Annotated in this window: 15 protein-coding genes and 1 pseudogene; 8 read left to right on the top strand and 8 right to left on the bottom strand. The window is 55.6% G+C overall.

The window, feature by feature from the left end; genetic code table 11:
* Positions 1-208 (bottom strand): annotated as a pseudogene (locus ACODR9_RS23780) (DDE-type integrase/transposase/recombinase); the annotation flags it as partial.
* On the opposite strand from ACODR9_RS23780, the gene ACODR9_RS23775 reads away from it, so the two are divergent.
* From ACODR9_RS23775 to ACODR9_RS23755, 5 genes are all read left to right on the top strand, one after another.
* Positions 194-397, top strand: a complete 204-nt coding sequence (locus ACODR9_RS23775; protein WP_488813060.1) for a tyrosine-type recombinase/integrase — start codon at positions 194-196, stop codon at positions 395-397. The pseudogene ACODR9_RS23780 and the gene ACODR9_RS23775 sit on opposite strands and share 15 nt — an antisense overlap.
* Positions 398-653: 256 nt before the next feature.
* Positions 654-1,478 (top strand): helix-turn-helix transcriptional regulator, encoded by an 825-nt coding sequence (locus ACODR9_RS23770; RefSeq protein WP_488813058.1) that lies wholly within the window; start codon positions 654-656, stop codon positions 1,476-1,478.
* 125 nt (positions 1,479-1,603) lie between these two features.
* Positions 1,604-3,223 (top strand): amidohydrolase, encoded by a 1,620-nt coding sequence (locus ACODR9_RS23765; protein ID WP_488813056.1) that lies wholly within the window; start codon positions 1,604-1,606, stop codon positions 3,221-3,223.
* A 76-nt stretch (positions 3,224-3,299) separates the two neighbouring features.
* Positions 3,300-4,394, top strand: coding sequence for a polyamine ABC transporter substrate-binding protein (locus ACODR9_RS23760; RefSeq protein WP_488813054.1), 1,095 nt, complete (start codon positions 3,300-3,302; stop codon positions 4,392-4,394).
* A 33-nt stretch (positions 4,395-4,427) separates the two neighbouring features.
* Positions 4,428-5,960: a DUF3138 family protein gene (locus ACODR9_RS23755; protein ID WP_488813052.1), complete on the top strand. Its 1,533-nt coding sequence runs from the start codon at positions 4,428-4,430 to the stop codon at positions 5,958-5,960.
* A gap of 46 nt (positions 5,961-6,006) precedes the next feature.
* Here the strand turns inward: ACODR9_RS23755 and ACODR9_RS23750 are convergent, their stop codons facing one another.
* Entirely contained in the window at positions 6,007-6,483 is a 477-nt protein-coding gene (locus ACODR9_RS23750) for a DUF3237 domain-containing protein (protein WP_488813050.1), read from the bottom strand.
* Between the two features lie 409 nt (positions 6,484-6,892).
* Positions 6,893-7,960 (bottom strand): hypothetical protein, encoded by a 1,068-nt coding sequence (locus ACODR9_RS23745; RefSeq protein ID WP_488813048.1) that lies wholly within the window; start codon positions 7,958-7,960, stop codon positions 6,893-6,895.
* A 16-nt stretch (positions 7,961-7,976) separates the two neighbouring features.
* Between ACODR9_RS23745 and ACODR9_RS23740 the strand changes: the two genes are divergently transcribed.
* Positions 7,977-8,411, top strand: a complete 435-nt coding sequence (locus tag ACODR9_RS23740) for a hypothetical protein (RefSeq protein WP_488813046.1) — start codon at positions 7,977-7,979, stop codon at positions 8,409-8,411.
* A gap of 96 nt (positions 8,412-8,507) precedes the next feature.
* Here ACODR9_RS23740 and ACODR9_RS23735 read toward each other — a convergent pair whose 3' ends face one another.
* Genes ACODR9_RS23735 through ACODR9_RS23720 form a run of 4 tightly spaced genes read right to left on the bottom strand, consistent with a single transcriptional unit; the run spans position 8,508 to position 13,001 of the window.
* Positions 8,508-10,034, bottom strand: a complete 1,527-nt coding sequence (locus ACODR9_RS23735) for an MFS transporter (protein ID WP_488813044.1) — start codon at positions 10,032-10,034, stop codon at positions 8,508-8,510.
* A gap of 18 nt (positions 10,035-10,052) precedes the next feature.
* A complete protein-coding gene (locus tag ACODR9_RS23730) occupies positions 10,053-11,270 on the bottom strand; it encodes a cytochrome P450 (protein WP_488813042.1) in 1,218 nt (405 codons plus the stop codon).
* The gene (locus tag ACODR9_RS23725; RefSeq protein ID WP_488813040.1) at positions 11,267-11,947 is read right to left on the bottom strand and encodes an HAD family hydrolase; all 681 of its coding nucleotides are present in this window, start codon (positions 11,945-11,947) and stop codon (positions 11,267-11,269) included. The genes ACODR9_RS23730 and ACODR9_RS23725 overlap by 4 nt, the downstream gene beginning before the upstream one ends.
* Before the next feature lie 4 nt (positions 11,948-11,951).
* A complete protein-coding gene (locus ACODR9_RS23720; RefSeq protein WP_488813038.1) occupies positions 11,952-13,001 on the bottom strand; it encodes a ScbA/BarX family gamma-butyrolactone biosynthesis protein in 1,050 nt (349 codons plus the stop codon).
* A gap of 159 nt (positions 13,002-13,160) precedes the next feature.
* Here ACODR9_RS23720 and ACODR9_RS23715 point away from each other — a divergent pair, with 159 nt between their 5' ends.
* A complete protein-coding gene (locus tag ACODR9_RS23715) occupies positions 13,161-13,490 on the top strand; it encodes an ArsR/SmtB family transcription factor (RefSeq protein WP_488813036.1) in 330 nt (109 codons plus the stop codon).
* A gap of 728 nt (positions 13,491-14,218) precedes the next feature.
* Positions 14,219-15,400, top strand: coding sequence for a hypothetical protein (locus ACODR9_RS23710; protein ID WP_488813034.1), 1,182 nt, complete (start codon positions 14,219-14,221; stop codon positions 15,398-15,400).
* 521 nt (positions 15,401-15,921) lie between these two features.
* Here the strand turns inward: ACODR9_RS23710 and ACODR9_RS23705 are convergent.
* Positions 15,922-16,146 (bottom strand): S24 family peptidase (locus ACODR9_RS23705; protein ID WP_488813032.1); only part of this gene is annotated, 225 nt, incomplete at its 5' end.

The following is a 16,146-nucleotide window of genomic DNA, read 5'->3' as shown; positions in this document are numbered from 1 at the left end:
CCACAGCATTGTCGTGGCAGTTCCCGCGCCGACTCATGCTGGGTACCAAGCGATGAGCCTTCAAAAAATCCTGCCAGTCGTAACTACTGAACTGACTTCCCTGATCCGAATGCACCAGCACTTCCTGCTTGGGCTGAGGTCGCAATACCGCCATCAACAGGGCATTCAGCACCGGCTCTCTATCGATACGTGACTGCATCGACCAGCCGGTCTGGACTCCTCCATCTATGGCACACACTCATTACGTCGGACCAAGGCAACACTGATCTACAAGAAGACCAAAAATCTGCGTGCTGTACAAATCTTACTTGGCCACACCAAGCTGGAAAGTACGGTTCGGTATTTGGGCATCGAAGTCGATGATGCTCTGGAAATTTTAGAGCAGATTGAAATCTAGGTAGCTGCCAACACTACCCTCATCGGCTAAAGCGGTCGGTGAGTCCCTCAAAGAAACATGGCCGGTTCTGCCGACCAACTGACGACGCACCAAGCTGATCAGAAAACGCTCGGCCATCCCAGATGCTGGGACTTGGTATTTGCTGACAGTTCAATAAATGAATCATGGCGCGATTTGTGCTTTCAGTGTGGCTATCCGTATCATCAACAGCGAGTGTGGCTGAAACAGATCGCCATCTACGACGGCACGAGGAAGCATGATGCAACAGTCAATTACGCTTGAAACGGCAGGCGGCTTGTTACAGAGCTTGGGGACTGCACAATTCACCAGCCGGTTGTGGCAGTGGCTGCATGAGGTCGTCGACCCCAGCTCCTACCACATGACAGCGCTGCGCTTTCGCCGTGGCAGTCAGCAGGCGGTGGTGGAGCAGTTGGATGTGCTGTTTTTTGCCGGAGAGGCCGACCCGAACGAAACGCAACTGGCCTTGTCGCTGTACCAGCGGGATATGGAGTGGAAGCAGGACCGCCAGTTGTTGCAGTTCATCGAACAAGTGCAGGACCCACAACTGGTGTTATCCCGTAACGATATTTACCCGGCTACCGCATATGGACGCATGATTGCCCAGAGTCCCTTGGGTGAGGAGTGCAGCCTGCTGGGCTGTGAAACCGACTATGTGTATTTATTGTCGATCTTTCGCAACCGACATGCGCCTTCCTTTACGCTTGGCGAGCTTAATCGCCTGCGGCAGACCTGCCATTTCCTTATTCCCTTGCTGGCCCGGCATGCTCAGTTGAGCGCGCCTTGCATCACACCATCGCAGGATATGCTGTTGCAGTACTTCGACCGCTGCCTGCAATTGGCCGGTACGCAGTTATCCGGTCGCGAACGGCTGATTTGTCACGCCATGCTGCAAGGTTGGTCGGTTCCGCAGATTGCTCAGCATGTTTCCATCAGCCAGTGCAGTGTCCGCACTTATATCGAGCGTGCGCTGACCAAAATCGGCGTGGCAAACAAGGCCGAGTTGTTTGCCTGGTGCGTGACGGTAGAGCAGCGTCACCGCCAGTGTGCGGCTTTGTCCTGAAATCCGAGGACAGACAGCCGGTACGCCTCCCGCCATGATCATTTCCAGTTGCACACCGTTTTGCAGAGGGCTGCAATAGCCCGCTGATTCAAGACTGTGTGCTGGTCATGTATCAGGAGGCAGGCATGCAGTATCCCGAAAAAATCTATTACAACGGCAGCATCCATACTGGCGACGATTTCAGCACCATGCACAGTGCGCTTGCCATTGGTGGCGGCAAAGTCATGGCGCTGGGTCAGGATCATGCAGTCCGCGCACTGGCCGGGTGCGATACCCAACTGATTGATTTGGCAGGCAAGCAGATTATTCCGGCCTTTGTCGATGGCCATGCCCATCCGCTGGAAGGCCAGCAAATGGTCGGGGATATCGACTTGAGCCGGGCTGGCACTGCAGAGGGCGTGCTGGCGCTGATTCGCGAAGCGGCGATCGCGCAAAGTGCAGAACCCTGGGTGTTTCTCGGTGGTATTGATTTAAGCGTTTTTGGCAGCTATCCGACACGTCAGCAACTGGATGCCGCCCTGTCTGACCGCCCCTTGTTGCTGCTGGGGCATGACGTACACAGCGGCTGTCTGAATACCGTTGGCCTGGCGGCGGCTGGTATCGGCCCGGAAACACCAGACCCCAAAGGCGGCATCCACGAGCGGGAGCCGGGCAGCCGGCAGCCCAGTGGCGTGGTACACGAGGCGGCACTGTATCGACTATTCGGGCTGATTCCACAACTGGGCCCCGCCCGCTATCCGCAGTCGCTGGCCAAGGCTATTGCCATGGCGCATCGCCTGGGCATCACCGGCTGGTTCGATGCCCGCGTGGATGAAGGCTTGCTGCAAGCCTATGCCGCCGCACGTGATGCCGGCACGCTCAAACTGCATGTCAGCGCCGGCCTGCTGGCTACGCCACGCCATGATCCGGCGAGCCAGATTGCCCGTTTTCAGGCATGGAAAGCGCGTTACGAAGGCGACACCCTGCATGTGCATACGGTGAAGATCTTCATTGACGGGGTCACCGAGTCACGCACTGCGGCACTGCTGGAGCCGTATCCCGGCACGCAGGAGCATGGCCTGGCGCTGTGGGAGCAGGACGCCCTGAATCAGATAGTTGCCCTGGCCGATGCCGCCGGTTTCGACCTGCACTTTCACACCCTGGCCGACCGCGCCGTGCGCATGGCACTGGATGCCCTGGAATGGGCGGCTAAATGCAATGGCCCGCGAGACCGACGCGCACAGCTAGCGCATTTGCAATTGGTGCATCCGGATGACATGGCGCGTTTCACGCCATTGGGGGCCATTGCCAGTGTGCAGGCCTTGTGGACGGCAGCAGCACCAGAACTGCAAGCGCTCTACAAGGAGATACTTGGCCCTGAGCGCGCGGCGCAAAGCTATCCGCTGCGCAGCCTGCGCAATGCAGGCGCGATGCTGGCTGGCGGTTCTGACTGGCCGGTTTCCACCATGGACCCGCTGGCCATCATGCAGACCGGCGTCACCCACCAGCCCCTTGATCACCCATCAGCCCAGCCCTGGAACCCGGACGAGCGGCTGGACCTGCAAGTGATGCTGCAAGCCCATACCCTGAATGCCAGCCATGCGCTGCGTTTTGACAACTGTCGGGGCTTGCTTCCCAGCCATGAGGCCAACTTCCTGATACTGGATGCCAGTCTTTTTGACCGGCCAATCCACCAACTGCACCAGACACAGGTGCTTTACACGGTATTCCGTGGTGAAACCGTGTATTGCGCCCCCCAGGTTTGACAGCACAGTCCCTGCCTGACTCTTGTTTGTTCACATCACACCGCCAATAGAGCGGTATCACTACAAAGGCTGAGAAATGAAGAAACTGATTCCTACCTGTTGTGCGCTTGCCCTGCTGGGCAGTGTGTCTGGCCATGCGGCAGCGGATGCCGGTCAGGTCGATGTTTACAACTGGGGCAATAGTCTGGCCAAGGCCACTAATGCCAACTTCCTCAAGCAGACTGGCATCAAGGTGCGCTATCAGGAGTTCGATAGTAACGACACCTTGATGAGCAAATTGCTGGTAGGCAATTCTGGCTACGATGTTGTTGTGCCGTCGGATGCCTACTTTGGACGCCAGTTGCAGGCCGGGCTGTTTCGCAAGCTGGATAAAAGCAAGATTCCCAATTTGGCCAAGCTTGATCCGGTGCTGATGAAGATTCTGGAAACCAGTGACCCCGGTAATCAATATGGTGTTCCGCTGAACTGGGGGACGGATGGCATCGGCATCAATCGACAAAAAGTGGAGGCGGTACTGGGCAAGGGAGTGCCGCTCAATACCTGGGACATGTTGTTTGACCCCAAATACATGGCCAAGCTGTCAAAGTGCGGCGTGTCGGTGCTGGATTCGCCAGTGGACATGTTTGGCATGGGGCTGTACTACCTGAAAAAGAATCCGCTGAGTACCAATCCGGCGGATTACCAGGAAGTATTCAAGTTGCTGAAAACCATCCGGCCTTATATCGGCCAGTTCAATTCCAGCAGCTATGCTCCCGATTTGGCCAGTGGCGATATCTGCATGGCCTTTGGTTACTCCGGCGATGTCAACACCGCCCGCATGGCAGCCCTGGCCGCGAAGAAGCCTTACACCATCCAATACATCCTGCCCAAGGAAGGCAGCGTGATCTGGTTTGATGTGATGGCTGTGCCCAAAACCGCGCCCAATCCGGACGCTGCCATGAAGTGGATCAACCACGTCATTTCACCCAATGAAGCAGCAGCGCTGAGCAACGAAACCTTTTACCCCAGCGCGGTGTCGGCAGCTAAAGCGTTTATCAAGCCTGAAGTGCTGTCCGACCCTACTGTTTACCCCAGTGCAGCGGAAATGAAAAAGCTGTTTACCGTGCGTGCCTTGCCCACCGAGATCATGCGACTGGAAACACGCTTGTGGCAGGAACTGAAAACCCACTAAACACCATCAGCCTAGCCATTCGGGGTAAACATCATGCAATTGAAACTGATCGCCATGGCCATCATGGCCCTGCCTGTGGCCGCACAGGCAGGTGGAGATGCAAGCGCAGTCTTGCTGCAAAAACTGGATGCGCTGGAGCAGCAGGTCAAAGCACTGCAGCAAAGCAATGCCCAGATTCCTGCGCTCCAGCAACAGGTACAAAACCTGCAGCAGCAATTGGGCAGCAACAACACTGCGCCTGGCAATACCAATACGACGGCGGCAGCCGAGTCTGAAGAGCCAGAAACACTGCAGCAAACCGTCAACAGCCTCAAGATCAAGGTGGACTCACTGAGTGAAGCGGCGCAAACCGGGCCGATTGCCGGGCTGAGCGTAACTGGCTTTGTTGACCCCATGTTCCTGTACAACCGTAACAGCAATTCCGCCGGTTTCCACTTTCTCAACAAGAACGGGGCTTACAACTACTACGACAGCAATCTGGGTGATGTTTACCTGGATATCAAGAAAACCTTTGGCGTAGGCCCGGAAGCGCCCAGCGTGGAGTTGGTCATCCAGCCGGACAGGGGTAGCGGGGCCAGCTTCAGTAGCGAAGGCGGCGGCCTGACCAACAGCATTTTCAACCAGGCCAATGTCAATCTGCCGCTCAGTGCCACTGGCACCCTGCAACTGGGCCTGCTGCCCAGCCTGGCCGGCTATGAGCCCAATCCGGCCAATCTGACCCAGACACTCACCCACAACCTGCTGTTTGACTTCAGTGAGCCCGCGTCCTATCTGGGTATGAACTACAAGCTGTTTACCAATAACTACCAGACGCTGTGGCAGTTGATGGTGGCCAATGAGCAGCTCAAATCGGCAGGGGCGGTGGTGAATGAACAAAACGGGCGCTCTGGCAGCAACAGCACCCCGACGCTGGCCGGACGCGTGGACTACCAGTACAGCACCTCGCTGGACCTGGGTTTCTCCGCCAATATTGGGCGTCAGACCATCTACACACCATCCAGTTGCAGCAGTGGTTTTGGCTATCAATGTAATCTGGCTTCGCCTTTTGGCCGCTACTTCTATGCCGAGGCGGATCTGACTTATACCTGGTCTGACATCCAGTACAACGCCCAGCTTGATTATGGCCAGCAAGCGCATGCCGCCTGGAATGGCGGCATGGCACAGTGGTACGGTTTTTCCTTGCTGGCAGGTAAAAAGTGGAATACCGACTGGCTGGGCAAGGTGGGAACCGTCGTCCGTGTGGACTACCTCAACAACAGTCGTAATGGTGGCGGTGGCAGCGGCATCATTTACGGCTTGAGCGGAAATACGGCCAGCATCAATCCCACCAGCGGTTGGGGCGTGGATCAGCAATGCCTGAATGCCTCAAGCAATAATGGCATGGATTGCAAAGGGACCAACCGCAGTGATATTGCACTGGATCTGTTGTTTTATCCGGCAGATAAAATGACAGTGAAAGTGGAATATCGTCATGACTTTGCCAGCAATGCGGTATTCCAGCGTAACGATGGCAGCCTGTCTCGCAATAACGATATTCTGGCCACTCAGTTCATTTACGCATTCTAAGCATGTCACCAAAACAGCAGCTCGCCGTGGCGAGCTGCTGTTTTGTCTAGTCCATCCGATAAATAGCAATCTCCACCTGATCGGCAGCCGGATAATGTACGGTACCGACAAACACCTGCTGATTCACCCAGACATGCGGCCCGGGCCCGGTCTGTATCTCCGGTTGACAGCGACAGTGATACAGGTGGGCAGGAACCGGCCACACGCCGGAGGACTCCAGCGCCGCGCCCTCGGGGGAAAGATGCAGGTATCCCCGGTTGTGGATCACCATGACCGTGCCATCGTCCAGCCGGATTGCATAGCGCGCATCCATGATGCCCACGCCATCGCTTCCCTGAACATAATTGTCAAAGCCACCCGGTAACACCGTGCCATGAATATCATCTGGCCCTTGGACTACACCGCCTGTGATTGGGTACAAAGAACGAAGTCCATCCGTATCGCTACTGACTGATATTGCGGGGCCAATATTCACCGAAAGGTTTAGCCATAGATGTAGGGATGGGTGTGCAATAGATTTCATCAGGCAACTCCAGTCATGACCGGTATCAGAAACACAAGAGCTTACTCTCGGTACCCGACTTCAGCTGTCATCAAATCTACCGACAGGAATGTGCCTTCATTGTCATGTTCTGTGGAGTCGACGCCCCCCCCTGCATTGCTGCAACGGTAGCCCACGCGACTGCCCCGATTTACACCTGCGCGGTCAATGTCGCCACCAAAATCAGCGCAAGCGGTATGCCAAGATGGCGTGCCACGAGAAGTACCCGGCGGCTATCGGCGCGGTCAGCCCTGCCCTGGATGGCTATCTGCATGGTTTGCAGCGGTTCTGACTCTTTCCCCCGGATACGGATCGGTGCAAGCAAAGCGGCCAGATAAACAGCCCGGACATCGTGCGGACATCCGGGCTGGGCCAGTGGTGAGATGCCGGTTTATTTACGGAATTCTGCTTCTACCCCGGCGTGCAACAGCTCCTTGATGTTTTGGGCACTCTGGGTGCCGTTATATTCAAAGTCGAATTGCGTACCGCCCGAGCCACTGTTCTTGATGGTAAAGCGCACCCCGCTGAGGATGAAAAAGCCAAAACCAGCGGCCAATGCAGTGCCCACGCGCAGGCTGCCGGACAGGAAAGTGAGGGGGCCATTTACTGCTTTAAGCTGATTATCCCAGTCCACTTCGGTAATCAAATCCAATTGGGCAGTGGCGGCAAGTCCGTCACCCAGCGGCTCAATTGCATTGGCCAGGCTGATCAGTTCGGCATGAGAGTTGCACAGGGCCTGGTGGCTGGAGACCAGCGTCTGATAAGCCTGGGCGGAGACTTTTTGCGGCGGACGACCTGGGGTGACATCCCATTTGCCGTTGGGCAGCAGGGTTACCGTGCAATTGAATTGCTTGAAGTCGGACAGTTCCACGGTAGCAGCCTGGCTGGATACATCGGTCCATTGTGCCAGGGAGTTGTAATCGAAGGAGCCGGTGCTGATATAGAAGGAAAACTTCGGCTCCAGGGTGCGGGTTACGCCCGGTGCCGGCGACCAGGTCATGCCAATAAAGCCGGCCGCCGATTGAATGCCGAAACTCATATTGGAAAACCAGCTGTTTTCTTCGTTGCCGGGTTTGTCAAAATTATTGCTGGTGATCTGAATAGTGCCGTCCTTGGTGGAGGCGCCGGTTTGTTTCATGGTCGGCCCTTTTTTGGGCGGCACCGTTTCCTGATAATTGGCTTGAAAAGCCTGGTTAATCTCGGCATTCAATGAAACGTTGGAAGAAATCTGCACATCCAGGCCAACGGCTTGGTTGCTGGCACCCGAACCTACACGATATTGCAGCGGGATGCCGAAATTATTCAAGCTCTGCGAATTACTATCGATTGTCAGGCAGGCGCTGGAGTTGGCAAATACTGCCGGGTCGGCTTCCATGGCTTGTGGCGGCTTCAGGAACAACCAGAAATTTTGGGTATCGGCCGATTTATTGATTACATAAATATTGTAAGTCTGTGCCATTTGTAATTTCTCCAAAATGAATGATGTGCTGAATTATCAGCACATCAAGTATACAAATCGGGAGAATGGCTTTCAGCATCACATCCGCATCATCTTGGTATCAGATAAAGATCAAATCGGTAGCAATATATTACGGCCAATTTGTTACTCTATTTTATTGTTTCAGGCGGACAAATTACTCCAGGCAGGTAAACAGGCTGTCAACTTCCACATCCAGGGCCAAGGCCAGGTTCTTGGCGGTGCGGTAGCGCACTGGAGAACCCAATTCGGCACGTTTGATCGAGGCGGTGGAGACCGGACAGCGACAGTTGCTAGCATGCCTTGCCAGGTCATCCTGGCTGAAGCATTTGTTTTTGCGCAATTTTTTCAGACGCAGTGGATCAAGCAGTACTTTCCCGTCATCAATAAGCAACTTGGACATAAAGCCCCCGACAGTAATGTGGCCAGATAGCAAAGCATGCAGAGGTTGCCGCCGACTGGATCAGTCTGTTACCGGTAACGGCAAGGCGGCGCCCCAGCGTGATGCCGCCTTGTCGGGTTTCGCTTGTTACAAGGGCTGGCTGGCCTCTGTGGCCGATATCGCCGGGCGGATCAGCCAGGCAATCAGCACGGTCAGCGCAATAATGATGGCAGCCAGCACCCACAACACGCCGTGAAAGGCCTGGTCATAGCCCTTGATCAGAATGCTCTGCAACTGGCTGGCCGCTAGCGAAGCGGGAACTGTCAGATTGCCTGCCGCAGCATCATTGATCCAGTTGCGTATTTGTTCTGTATCGCTGCTCAAGGCTGTAAGCGTGCCGTGCACGGCATCGCCCAGCAGCGTCGCCAGTAGCGAACCGTACAGTGCTACCGCCACGGCCTCACTGCCCAGGCGGAAGGTATTGAGCAAACCGGCGGCCATGCCCGCCTTCTCCGCCGGTACCATCTTCAGCGCCATGCCATCCACCAGGCCTGCGGACAATCCCATGCCGCAGCCCAGCAGCAGCATGGGCAAGGCCAGTTGCCACCCGTTGCTGGACGGATTGCTGACAGCGGCCAGCAAGCAGATGCCCAGCAGCAAGCTGAGCAGGCTGGCGTTCAGCACGTGGTTGGCCGATACACCATGCGCCACCAGCTTGCCGGCCAGTAGCGGGCAGACCAGCATGGGCATGGTCAGCAGCAACATGGTGAGTCCGGTGTGGGTGGGGGGCAATTGCAGCACCCCGGCCAGATAGCTGGGCAGATAGGTAAGCAGGGTGACAAAGCCGAAGGATGCCGCGACGGTGACCAGTGCCATGCCGACAAAGCGCTGATTGCTGAGCAAGGACAGATCGAGCATGGGGTTGGGGTGACGCTTTTCCTGGCGGATGAACAGCACCAGCAGGGTCACGGCCAGCACCAGCAGGGCAAGAATGCCCGCACTGCTCCAGCCCCATTGCGAGCTTTGCACGATAGCCGTCATCAGGGCGAGCAGCATCAGGATGAACAGGCCGGCACCTGCGGTATCAAACTGCAGGCGCTGGCCAATATTGGGCAGGTCGCGCGGAATCAAGGAGCTGCCCAGCAAGACCAGCAGCAGGGCAAGGGTGTGGCACCAGAAAATGGTACGCCAGCTGAAATGCTCCAGGATCAGCCCGGACAGGGTGGGGCCCAGGCTCACGCCCAATCCGGCGACGGTGCCGAACAGGGCAAAGGCGCGCAAGCGGGCCGCTCCGTCAAAGCGGGTGGACAGAATGGCAATGCCGCAGGAAAACACCGCCGCCGCACCAATACCCGCCAGTGCTCGCGACAGATCCAGCAGCATGGGGCTGTCTGCCAGTGCCGACAGCAAGGAGGCCAGCGCATACAGCACCGCGCCCAGGCTGAAGCAGGTTTTGCGGCCAAAGTTATCCGCCACCGCGCCCCAGGACAGGGTGAAGCAGGCAAAGGTCAGGTTGAAGGCATTCACCACCCATTGCAGGCTGGTCAGCGGGGCGTGGATGTCCCGGCCAATGGCCGGCAATGCAAGGGCGGTGCCGGAAATGGAACTGGGCACGACAAAGATGGCCAGCAGAATGACTGCCAGCAGTCCTGTGTCTGCAATGGATTGCTTCATGGTAATTCTCGTTTCCTGTTAGCTAAGGATGGGTCCGCAGACCGGCAGGGTTGAGGGTCTGCGCAGAATGGTGCCGTGGGTCCATGGCACATTGGCGGCGGGCAGCGCCAGTTGCAGGTCTGGCATGCGCTGCAGCAGTATTTCCAGCACAGTGGTGATTTCCATGCGCGCCAGCGCTGCTCCCATGCAGTGATGCATGCCATAGCCGAACTGCAAATGCTTGGCGGCATTGCGTTGCGGATCAATCAGCAGGGGGTCGGCAAACACCTCGGGGTCGCGATTGGCGGCAAAGACATCGGCGTACACCACGCTGCCGGCGGGGATGACACCAAAGCTGCCATCGACATCTTCACTGGCGATGCGCGGAAAGGTTGAGGTGGTGCCCAGTGGAATCAGCCGCAGCAGCTCTTCCACCATGGCGGGGATGGTTTCGGGCTGCTCGCGCAGCGACTGCCATAACGATGGTGCAGCCAGCAGGGCATAGACCACCTTGCACAGCACGGTCAGGATGTTCTGGTCCCCCCCGATCAGGATGCCCAGCAGAATGCCCACCAGCTCCTCATCGTTCAGTGGCGGCGCGCTTTCGTCCCGCGCGTCGACAAAGCGACGGATCAGTCCATCGGCTGCAGCGGGACGACGCCCGGTGACCAGGTCCATCAGGTAGTGGTATACCTGCCAGAACTGGCGCAACAACTCCGGCACATCATGCGGATCGGCAATCTGTACGGTATGGGTCAACGGCCGGTAGTAACTGCGATCCGCCAGCGGAATACCCAGCAAGCGGCAATCCACTTCTGATGGAATCGACTCCAGCACCAGGCCCAGCAAGTCGACCGGGCCCGTCTGAGATTGCAGGGCATCCAGCCTGGCGTGGGTGGCCTGCGCCACCGCATGGCGCAGTGTCGCTACCCCGGCAGCGCTGAAATCTTTCACCACCACCTTGCGCAAGCGCGCATGACTGGCGCCATCGTTGTTGAGTAACAGTTCGTTGGGGGTGATGGTGGGCAGAAAGCTGGGCCCGTCCTCGGTATTGCAGGGCCGCCGCACCAGGCGGGTATCGGTCAGCGCTTGCTGCACTTGCTGGTAGCGGGTCAGGTGATAGGCGACATGGCCGCTGGGCAGGATGATACGGGCCATGCCGTTGGCCGGACTGCTGGCGTGGTATACCGGTGTGGCATCCAGATGAGGGATGTCGCTTACCCGTACCGGTGCCAGGGCGGAGACAGGGGCGTTCATGATGCGGCCAGCTCCATGCTTTCCCGCAAGGCCACCCGGCTGATGCTTTCCAGCTCCCGCAGTGCCTGGACATTATCCAGGAACAACAGGGTTTGCCAGCCCAGACTGGCTGCCGCTTCGACATTCTCGTCCACATCATCGATCAGCAGGCAGTCGGCGGGTTCGACAGCCGCCCTCTGTGCCGCAAGGGCAAAAAAACGGGGGTCGGGTTTGCGGCAGCCTTCCTTGCATGAGTCCACCACCAGATCGACCACGCTATCCAGCTGCAGCATGGAACGCCAGTGGGGCTCCCACTCCAGCACATTATTGGTAAGGATGCCCACTTGGTAGCCTGCGGCCTTCAACTGATGCAGCGCCTGCACCATGGCCTGATTGGGCTGGACGCCAGCAAACCACTGCGCACCGAATTCGCGCAGCCGGGCGCGGGACAAATCAATCTCGGGGTGGCGCATGCGCAAGGCGTTTTCCAGCCGTCTCCCCCACTCTGCCTCGCTGATGACGGCATTTTCCACCGGGGCCAGCATGGGCAGTTTCATGTCAGCGGCCACATCACGCATGGCTTGCTGCAATACCACCGGGGCGAGGCCGGTTTTGTGCTGGTATTGCTGGAACAATGCGGGAATGGGCGGCGACAGCACGCCGCCGAAATCAAACCAGATCATTTTCGGAGTACGCATTTCTTCACACCCCTGCAGTCTGTGTTTGTGTCAGCGTGAGCGGCTCGGTCAGGCGCACACCGGAGCTACCGGCCAGTGCGGACAGTTCCAGCGAAGCGGTAGCGATCGCCTGGCCGTCCTGTTCGATCAGCAAGGACATCAGCACCGTTTCCTGATCGTCGGCCAGGCAGACGGCATCACTGGTCAGGCGGCAAGTGGTGCCAAGGCCAAACTCGCCAAAACGGGTGAAACGTACCTGGCAGCGCGACAGCAAGACTTCCTCCGGATTGATGCCCTGGTAGCGATTGGCCGCGATCAGCGCGGTCTGGCGGAAAGCTTCCAGCAACAACATGCCGGGAATGTGGTCGAGCGGATGGTCGAAGATGCCGGCATTGCCCTGATCGACAATCACCGGAACGGTCAGTGCGCCATCCTGCTCCTGAATATTGCTGCCCACCACGACATTGCCCGCATAAGCCCGGCCCACCAGCGAGGGCTGGGCAGGTGCCGGCAGCTGAATCTGCGGGTCTGGATGGGCGATGACTTTATGCATGGCCTTGGCCCGCATGCGGTTCCAGCTGGCCCCATCCATCCAGCGGATGCCCATGCGCTTGTGCGCGGCCGCCTCCCCCTGGATCAGCAAGCTCATGTCCAGCGTGACGCCAGAGCGCACGCCGTTGCGCACATATTCATCCACCACCTTCACATCCACCAGCGCCGTGGCCGGGCAATCGCGCATCACCAGCGCGGAGCGTTGCAGCAGCCGGGTATCGCTATCCAGATAGATAAACTTGTCCTGGATGCTGACATCCAGAAAGGCGTGCGAGACATAAATGGAGGCCTGGCGGAACACCTCGAGCAGCAGCAACATGTCATAGTGTGACTGCGGGTGGGTGTGATCACTGAAATAGCGGTGCGCACGTGGTAACTGCGCACTGCACTGGAAATGCAGATCACTGCAGCCTACCCCACCGGTCAGGAATACTTCGCTGACTGCTGCACGGTGCACCATATGACGCGGAACGGTGCTTTCGTAAGCCAGGCCCGGCGATGCCTGGCCAAGATCAATCTTCATCGATCAACTCCTGCTCTTGTAAGTGCATTAGATCTTGCGGCTAGCACTATCATCATGCGCATATGGTTTGACACTTATCGAAGGTTCGAATATCTTCGAACCAGTGCTTTATAGAGCAGGGTTTTGTATATGTCAAATGAATTTTTCGGAGAGGAATGAATGCCAGATGAGCAAGGGCACCCTGAGCGGGATGAGATTGAATTGGGTAAAGTATTGATGGCACTGGCAGACCCGACACGTCGCCGAGTGGTCAAGGCGCTGCTGGAAGATGTGGAGTTTGCCGAGCGGCATTGCACTTCCTTTGGCTTGCAACTGAGCAAGGCCACGCGTTCACACCACTTTCGCATCCTGCGCGAGGCAGGTCTGATCCGTCAGGTGGATCGCGGTAACAGCCGTATGGCCCAGTTGCGCCGTCAGGATATCGAACAACGCTTTCCCGGCTTACTCGGGCTTATCCTGCAAGAAGCAGAAAAGGATGTCGCTCCATAAAGTGCTGTCCGCCATGCCGCAAAGCTTGCTATTGGTGAGTGGCGTCAATGTAAAGCCGTGTGGTTTTCTTAATAAAAACCACCGTATACAAGGTATGGGAAGCAATGCTTTTTTTGATTGCTGTGACCCCAACAGCAGAAGAACCAGCATTCCGTCTTTAAGTGCATGACATTCGCTGAATACCTTGCTAGCGGGGCGAGACCGGCGAACTTGGGTTTGGCGTAGAGCGGGTGGTCGGTCAGCACGGTTTTATTCTATTCAAGCATGCCGACGGGTGGCACTGCGGCGGTTTTAAGATGAAGGGGGATAGGCCCCCTTCTGTTTGGCTGGATGTCGGACAAAGCGGAAATTTGTCGCTCTTAATGCGATGGTCTGGTATGTGTCAGTAACCGGTCAGCGGGCTCTAGTCCGCGCTAGGGGACCACTGAGGTAGTCAACGAGTGTGTACTTTCGACCCTGAGCTGTTATTCGCCGTCATAACTGGGAATTGGCTGAAGCGGCCATTAGTTTGGATCGAAGTGCCTCAGCTGCCGCCTTAGTAATTGAAGTCAACGGACAACGGGTAAGCACAGTCAAGCCGCCCTGTAGATTAGGGGTTGTTATACGGGCACAGTTATGACAAAGTGCTTATGAAACATAGCGTTGATCTTGATGATTCTTATCATCAAGATCAATTGATATTACGGGCACCAATGACCGTATAGCCACTATTATACATCTTAAAGCATATGCCTCATAAACAAGAAGCCCTACGTCTGATCGAAGATTGCCTGAAAGAATTAGAGTCCCAGAAAGGTTCAGTTTTATCGGGCGTCCAAAAGCTGGCGCGTGCAGCTGGAATAATGGAGCGTTTTGATGTAGCTGCCTGGTGTGCAATTCAATTAGGTGATCAGAAGTACACGCGTACATTGCAAGCACTAGTTAATCACCTCGTGGATAACTCGGTGAACCACAAGTCTAAATCTGCGAAAGACAAAACAGACAAGCTGTTAAATGAGCTGAATGAATTAAAACTCAACGGAAAACTACATTATTCCAATGAAGAATTGAACATCAAAGCTTCAACAAGCGGTGGCGGGTATGCAAGCATTGGCTTTATTGAAGAGCGATACGCCGACCTTGTACGCCTTCGCAAAGGCAATGATGGAACGCATTACAAAAACCAATTAAGCAATCACATCAATTATGTTAGAAGAAAAGCGCATTCACTGGCATCGGAAATATTCAGCCAACTCAAATTTTCAGGAACGGTAAAGAATTGCTTCGACATACTGAAAACAGCGGCAGACGACAAACTACTGGATCTAAACCCGGAACTCGCTGAACAACTAATGCTCGCATTCAAGGCTGTTGCATCAACCAAAAGTGAAGAATGGTCTCAAGCACTAACAACATGCCGCCGACTAATCGAAGGGCTTGCTGACACACTTTACCCTCCTAGTGATCAGAAGCAAAATGGCCGTGCCCTTGGTCCAACAAACTACGTAAATCGCCTCTGGGCCTTCATGGATAAATCCATCGTATCGAACTCCAACAAGGAATTGGCTAAAACTCATATCGACTTCCTTGGCTCTTGGCTTGAGAAGGTGAACAAGATATCTAACAAGGGAGTGCATGCAGAAGTACGTCAAATTGAGGCAACAAAGGCAGTGTTTCACACCTATCTTATCATTGCTGATATTTTAGAGTGCGCAACGGACTTCTCCCCAGATAGCGTAAAAAAGAGCATTAATGAGGCAACACTAGATGAAATTGAAGCTCAACTAGATGTTAGTCGCGCCATAGCGAAGGAAATATTTAAAGCGAGAATTCAGCAAGGAAAGCTTAACATAACCAGTCTCAGTAGTATTAAAGGGGTTGGGCCAAAAGCAATAAGATTGGCCCATGAAGCATTTGACATTCCAGAATAAAAAATGCCTAACTGAAGGTTTGATGCGGATGTTGAGCATGTCTGGAATTCTGTGTAAACCAGCCGCTCCTCACTCATCGGTTGAAAGGCAGCTTAGGCCGAACTACGGACACGACACCCTGCCTTTACGCAGGGTGTTTTCATTTGCAGGTAGTGGTAGAGGACGGAGAACCAGGACTTGACTACCCTCCTCCATCACAGGGAAAGGTAGCAGGAAGGAAGGAAGCGTTAGATTTTTGCGCTCCGGTGACAAAAGAAGCGCAAATCGTGCCAAAAACCCTGCAAATCGGCGGTGATGTGGTGTGGTGAGGTTAATTGCACAGACAGAAAACCGGTGGGACTACCTGGGATGATGCGGGAAATTGTGCGCCAGGCAAACAATTCGGTAGCCAAATCACTTTCCGCCCCCCGTTTAAGATTTGCAAAAGAAAACCGCGAATCAGGCCATAAAAGGCAGGCTTCGCGGTTTTTTTGCACTTTATTCAGGATGATTCAACACACGCATAGATACGTGTGCACCACTTAAATTTGTCTGCCGAACCAAACAACTCGGCCGATGACAGAGAAGTCACCCTTCGTATTGTTCAGATCAATCTCAAACGGACCGTAAGCCTCATTTGCACTACGCACCTCCAGACGGCCACCAGGAAGCTTCTGTACACGCTTCACAATCAGATCGCCATCCACGCGTATGAATCGCCCCTTCTTTCCTAGACACTTCGAGAGCCTCACACTAGGCCCCACAAG

Source organism: Aquitalea sp. FG25 (genome assembly GCF_057809375.1).
This window is presented reverse-complemented; position numbering and strand designations above follow the sequence as displayed.

Coding starts and splice junctions, on each gene's coding strand:
- ACODR9_RS23735 (WP_488813044.1), bottom strand. CDS start 10,034: ATGAAGCAATCCATTGCAGACACAGGACTGCTGGCAGTCATTCTGCTG.
- ACODR9_RS23740 (WP_488813046.1), top strand. CDS start 7,977: ATGAATGATGTGCTGAATTATCAGCACATCAAGTATACAAATCGGGAG.
- ACODR9_RS23750 (WP_488813050.1), bottom strand. CDS start 6,483: ATGAAATCTATTGCACACCCATCCCTACATCTATGGCTAAACCTTTCG.
- ACODR9_RS23745 (WP_488813048.1), bottom strand. CDS start 7,960: ATGGCACAGACTTACAATATTTATGTAATCAATAAATCGGCCGATACC.
- ACODR9_RS23770 (WP_488813058.1), top strand. CDS start 654: ATGATGCAACAGTCAATTACGCTTGAAACGGCAGGCGGCTTGTTACAG.
- ACODR9_RS23730 (WP_488813042.1), bottom strand. CDS start 11,270: ATGAACGCCCCTGTCTCCGCCCTGGCACCGGTACGGGTAAGCGACATC.
- ACODR9_RS23755 (WP_488813052.1), top strand. CDS start 4,428: ATGCAATTGAAACTGATCGCCATGGCCATCATGGCCCTGCCTGTGGCC.
- ACODR9_RS23760 (WP_488813054.1), top strand. CDS start 3,300: ATGAAGAAACTGATTCCTACCTGTTGTGCGCTTGCCCTGCTGGGCAGT.
- ACODR9_RS23765 (WP_488813056.1), top strand. CDS start 1,604: ATGCAGTATCCCGAAAAAATCTATTACAACGGCAGCATCCATACTGGC.
- ACODR9_RS23710 (WP_488813034.1), top strand. CDS start 14,219: ATGCCTCATAAACAAGAAGCCCTACGTCTGATCGAAGATTGCCTGAAA.
- ACODR9_RS23715 (WP_488813036.1), top strand. CDS start 13,161: ATGCCAGATGAGCAAGGGCACCCTGAGCGGGATGAGATTGAATTGGGT.
- ACODR9_RS23725 (WP_488813040.1), bottom strand. CDS start 11,947: ATGCGTACTCCGAAAATGATCTGGTTTGATTTCGGCGGCGTGCTGTCG.
- ACODR9_RS23720 (WP_488813038.1), bottom strand. CDS start 13,001: ATGAAGATTGATCTTGGCCAGGCATCGCCGGGCCTGGCTTACGAAAGC.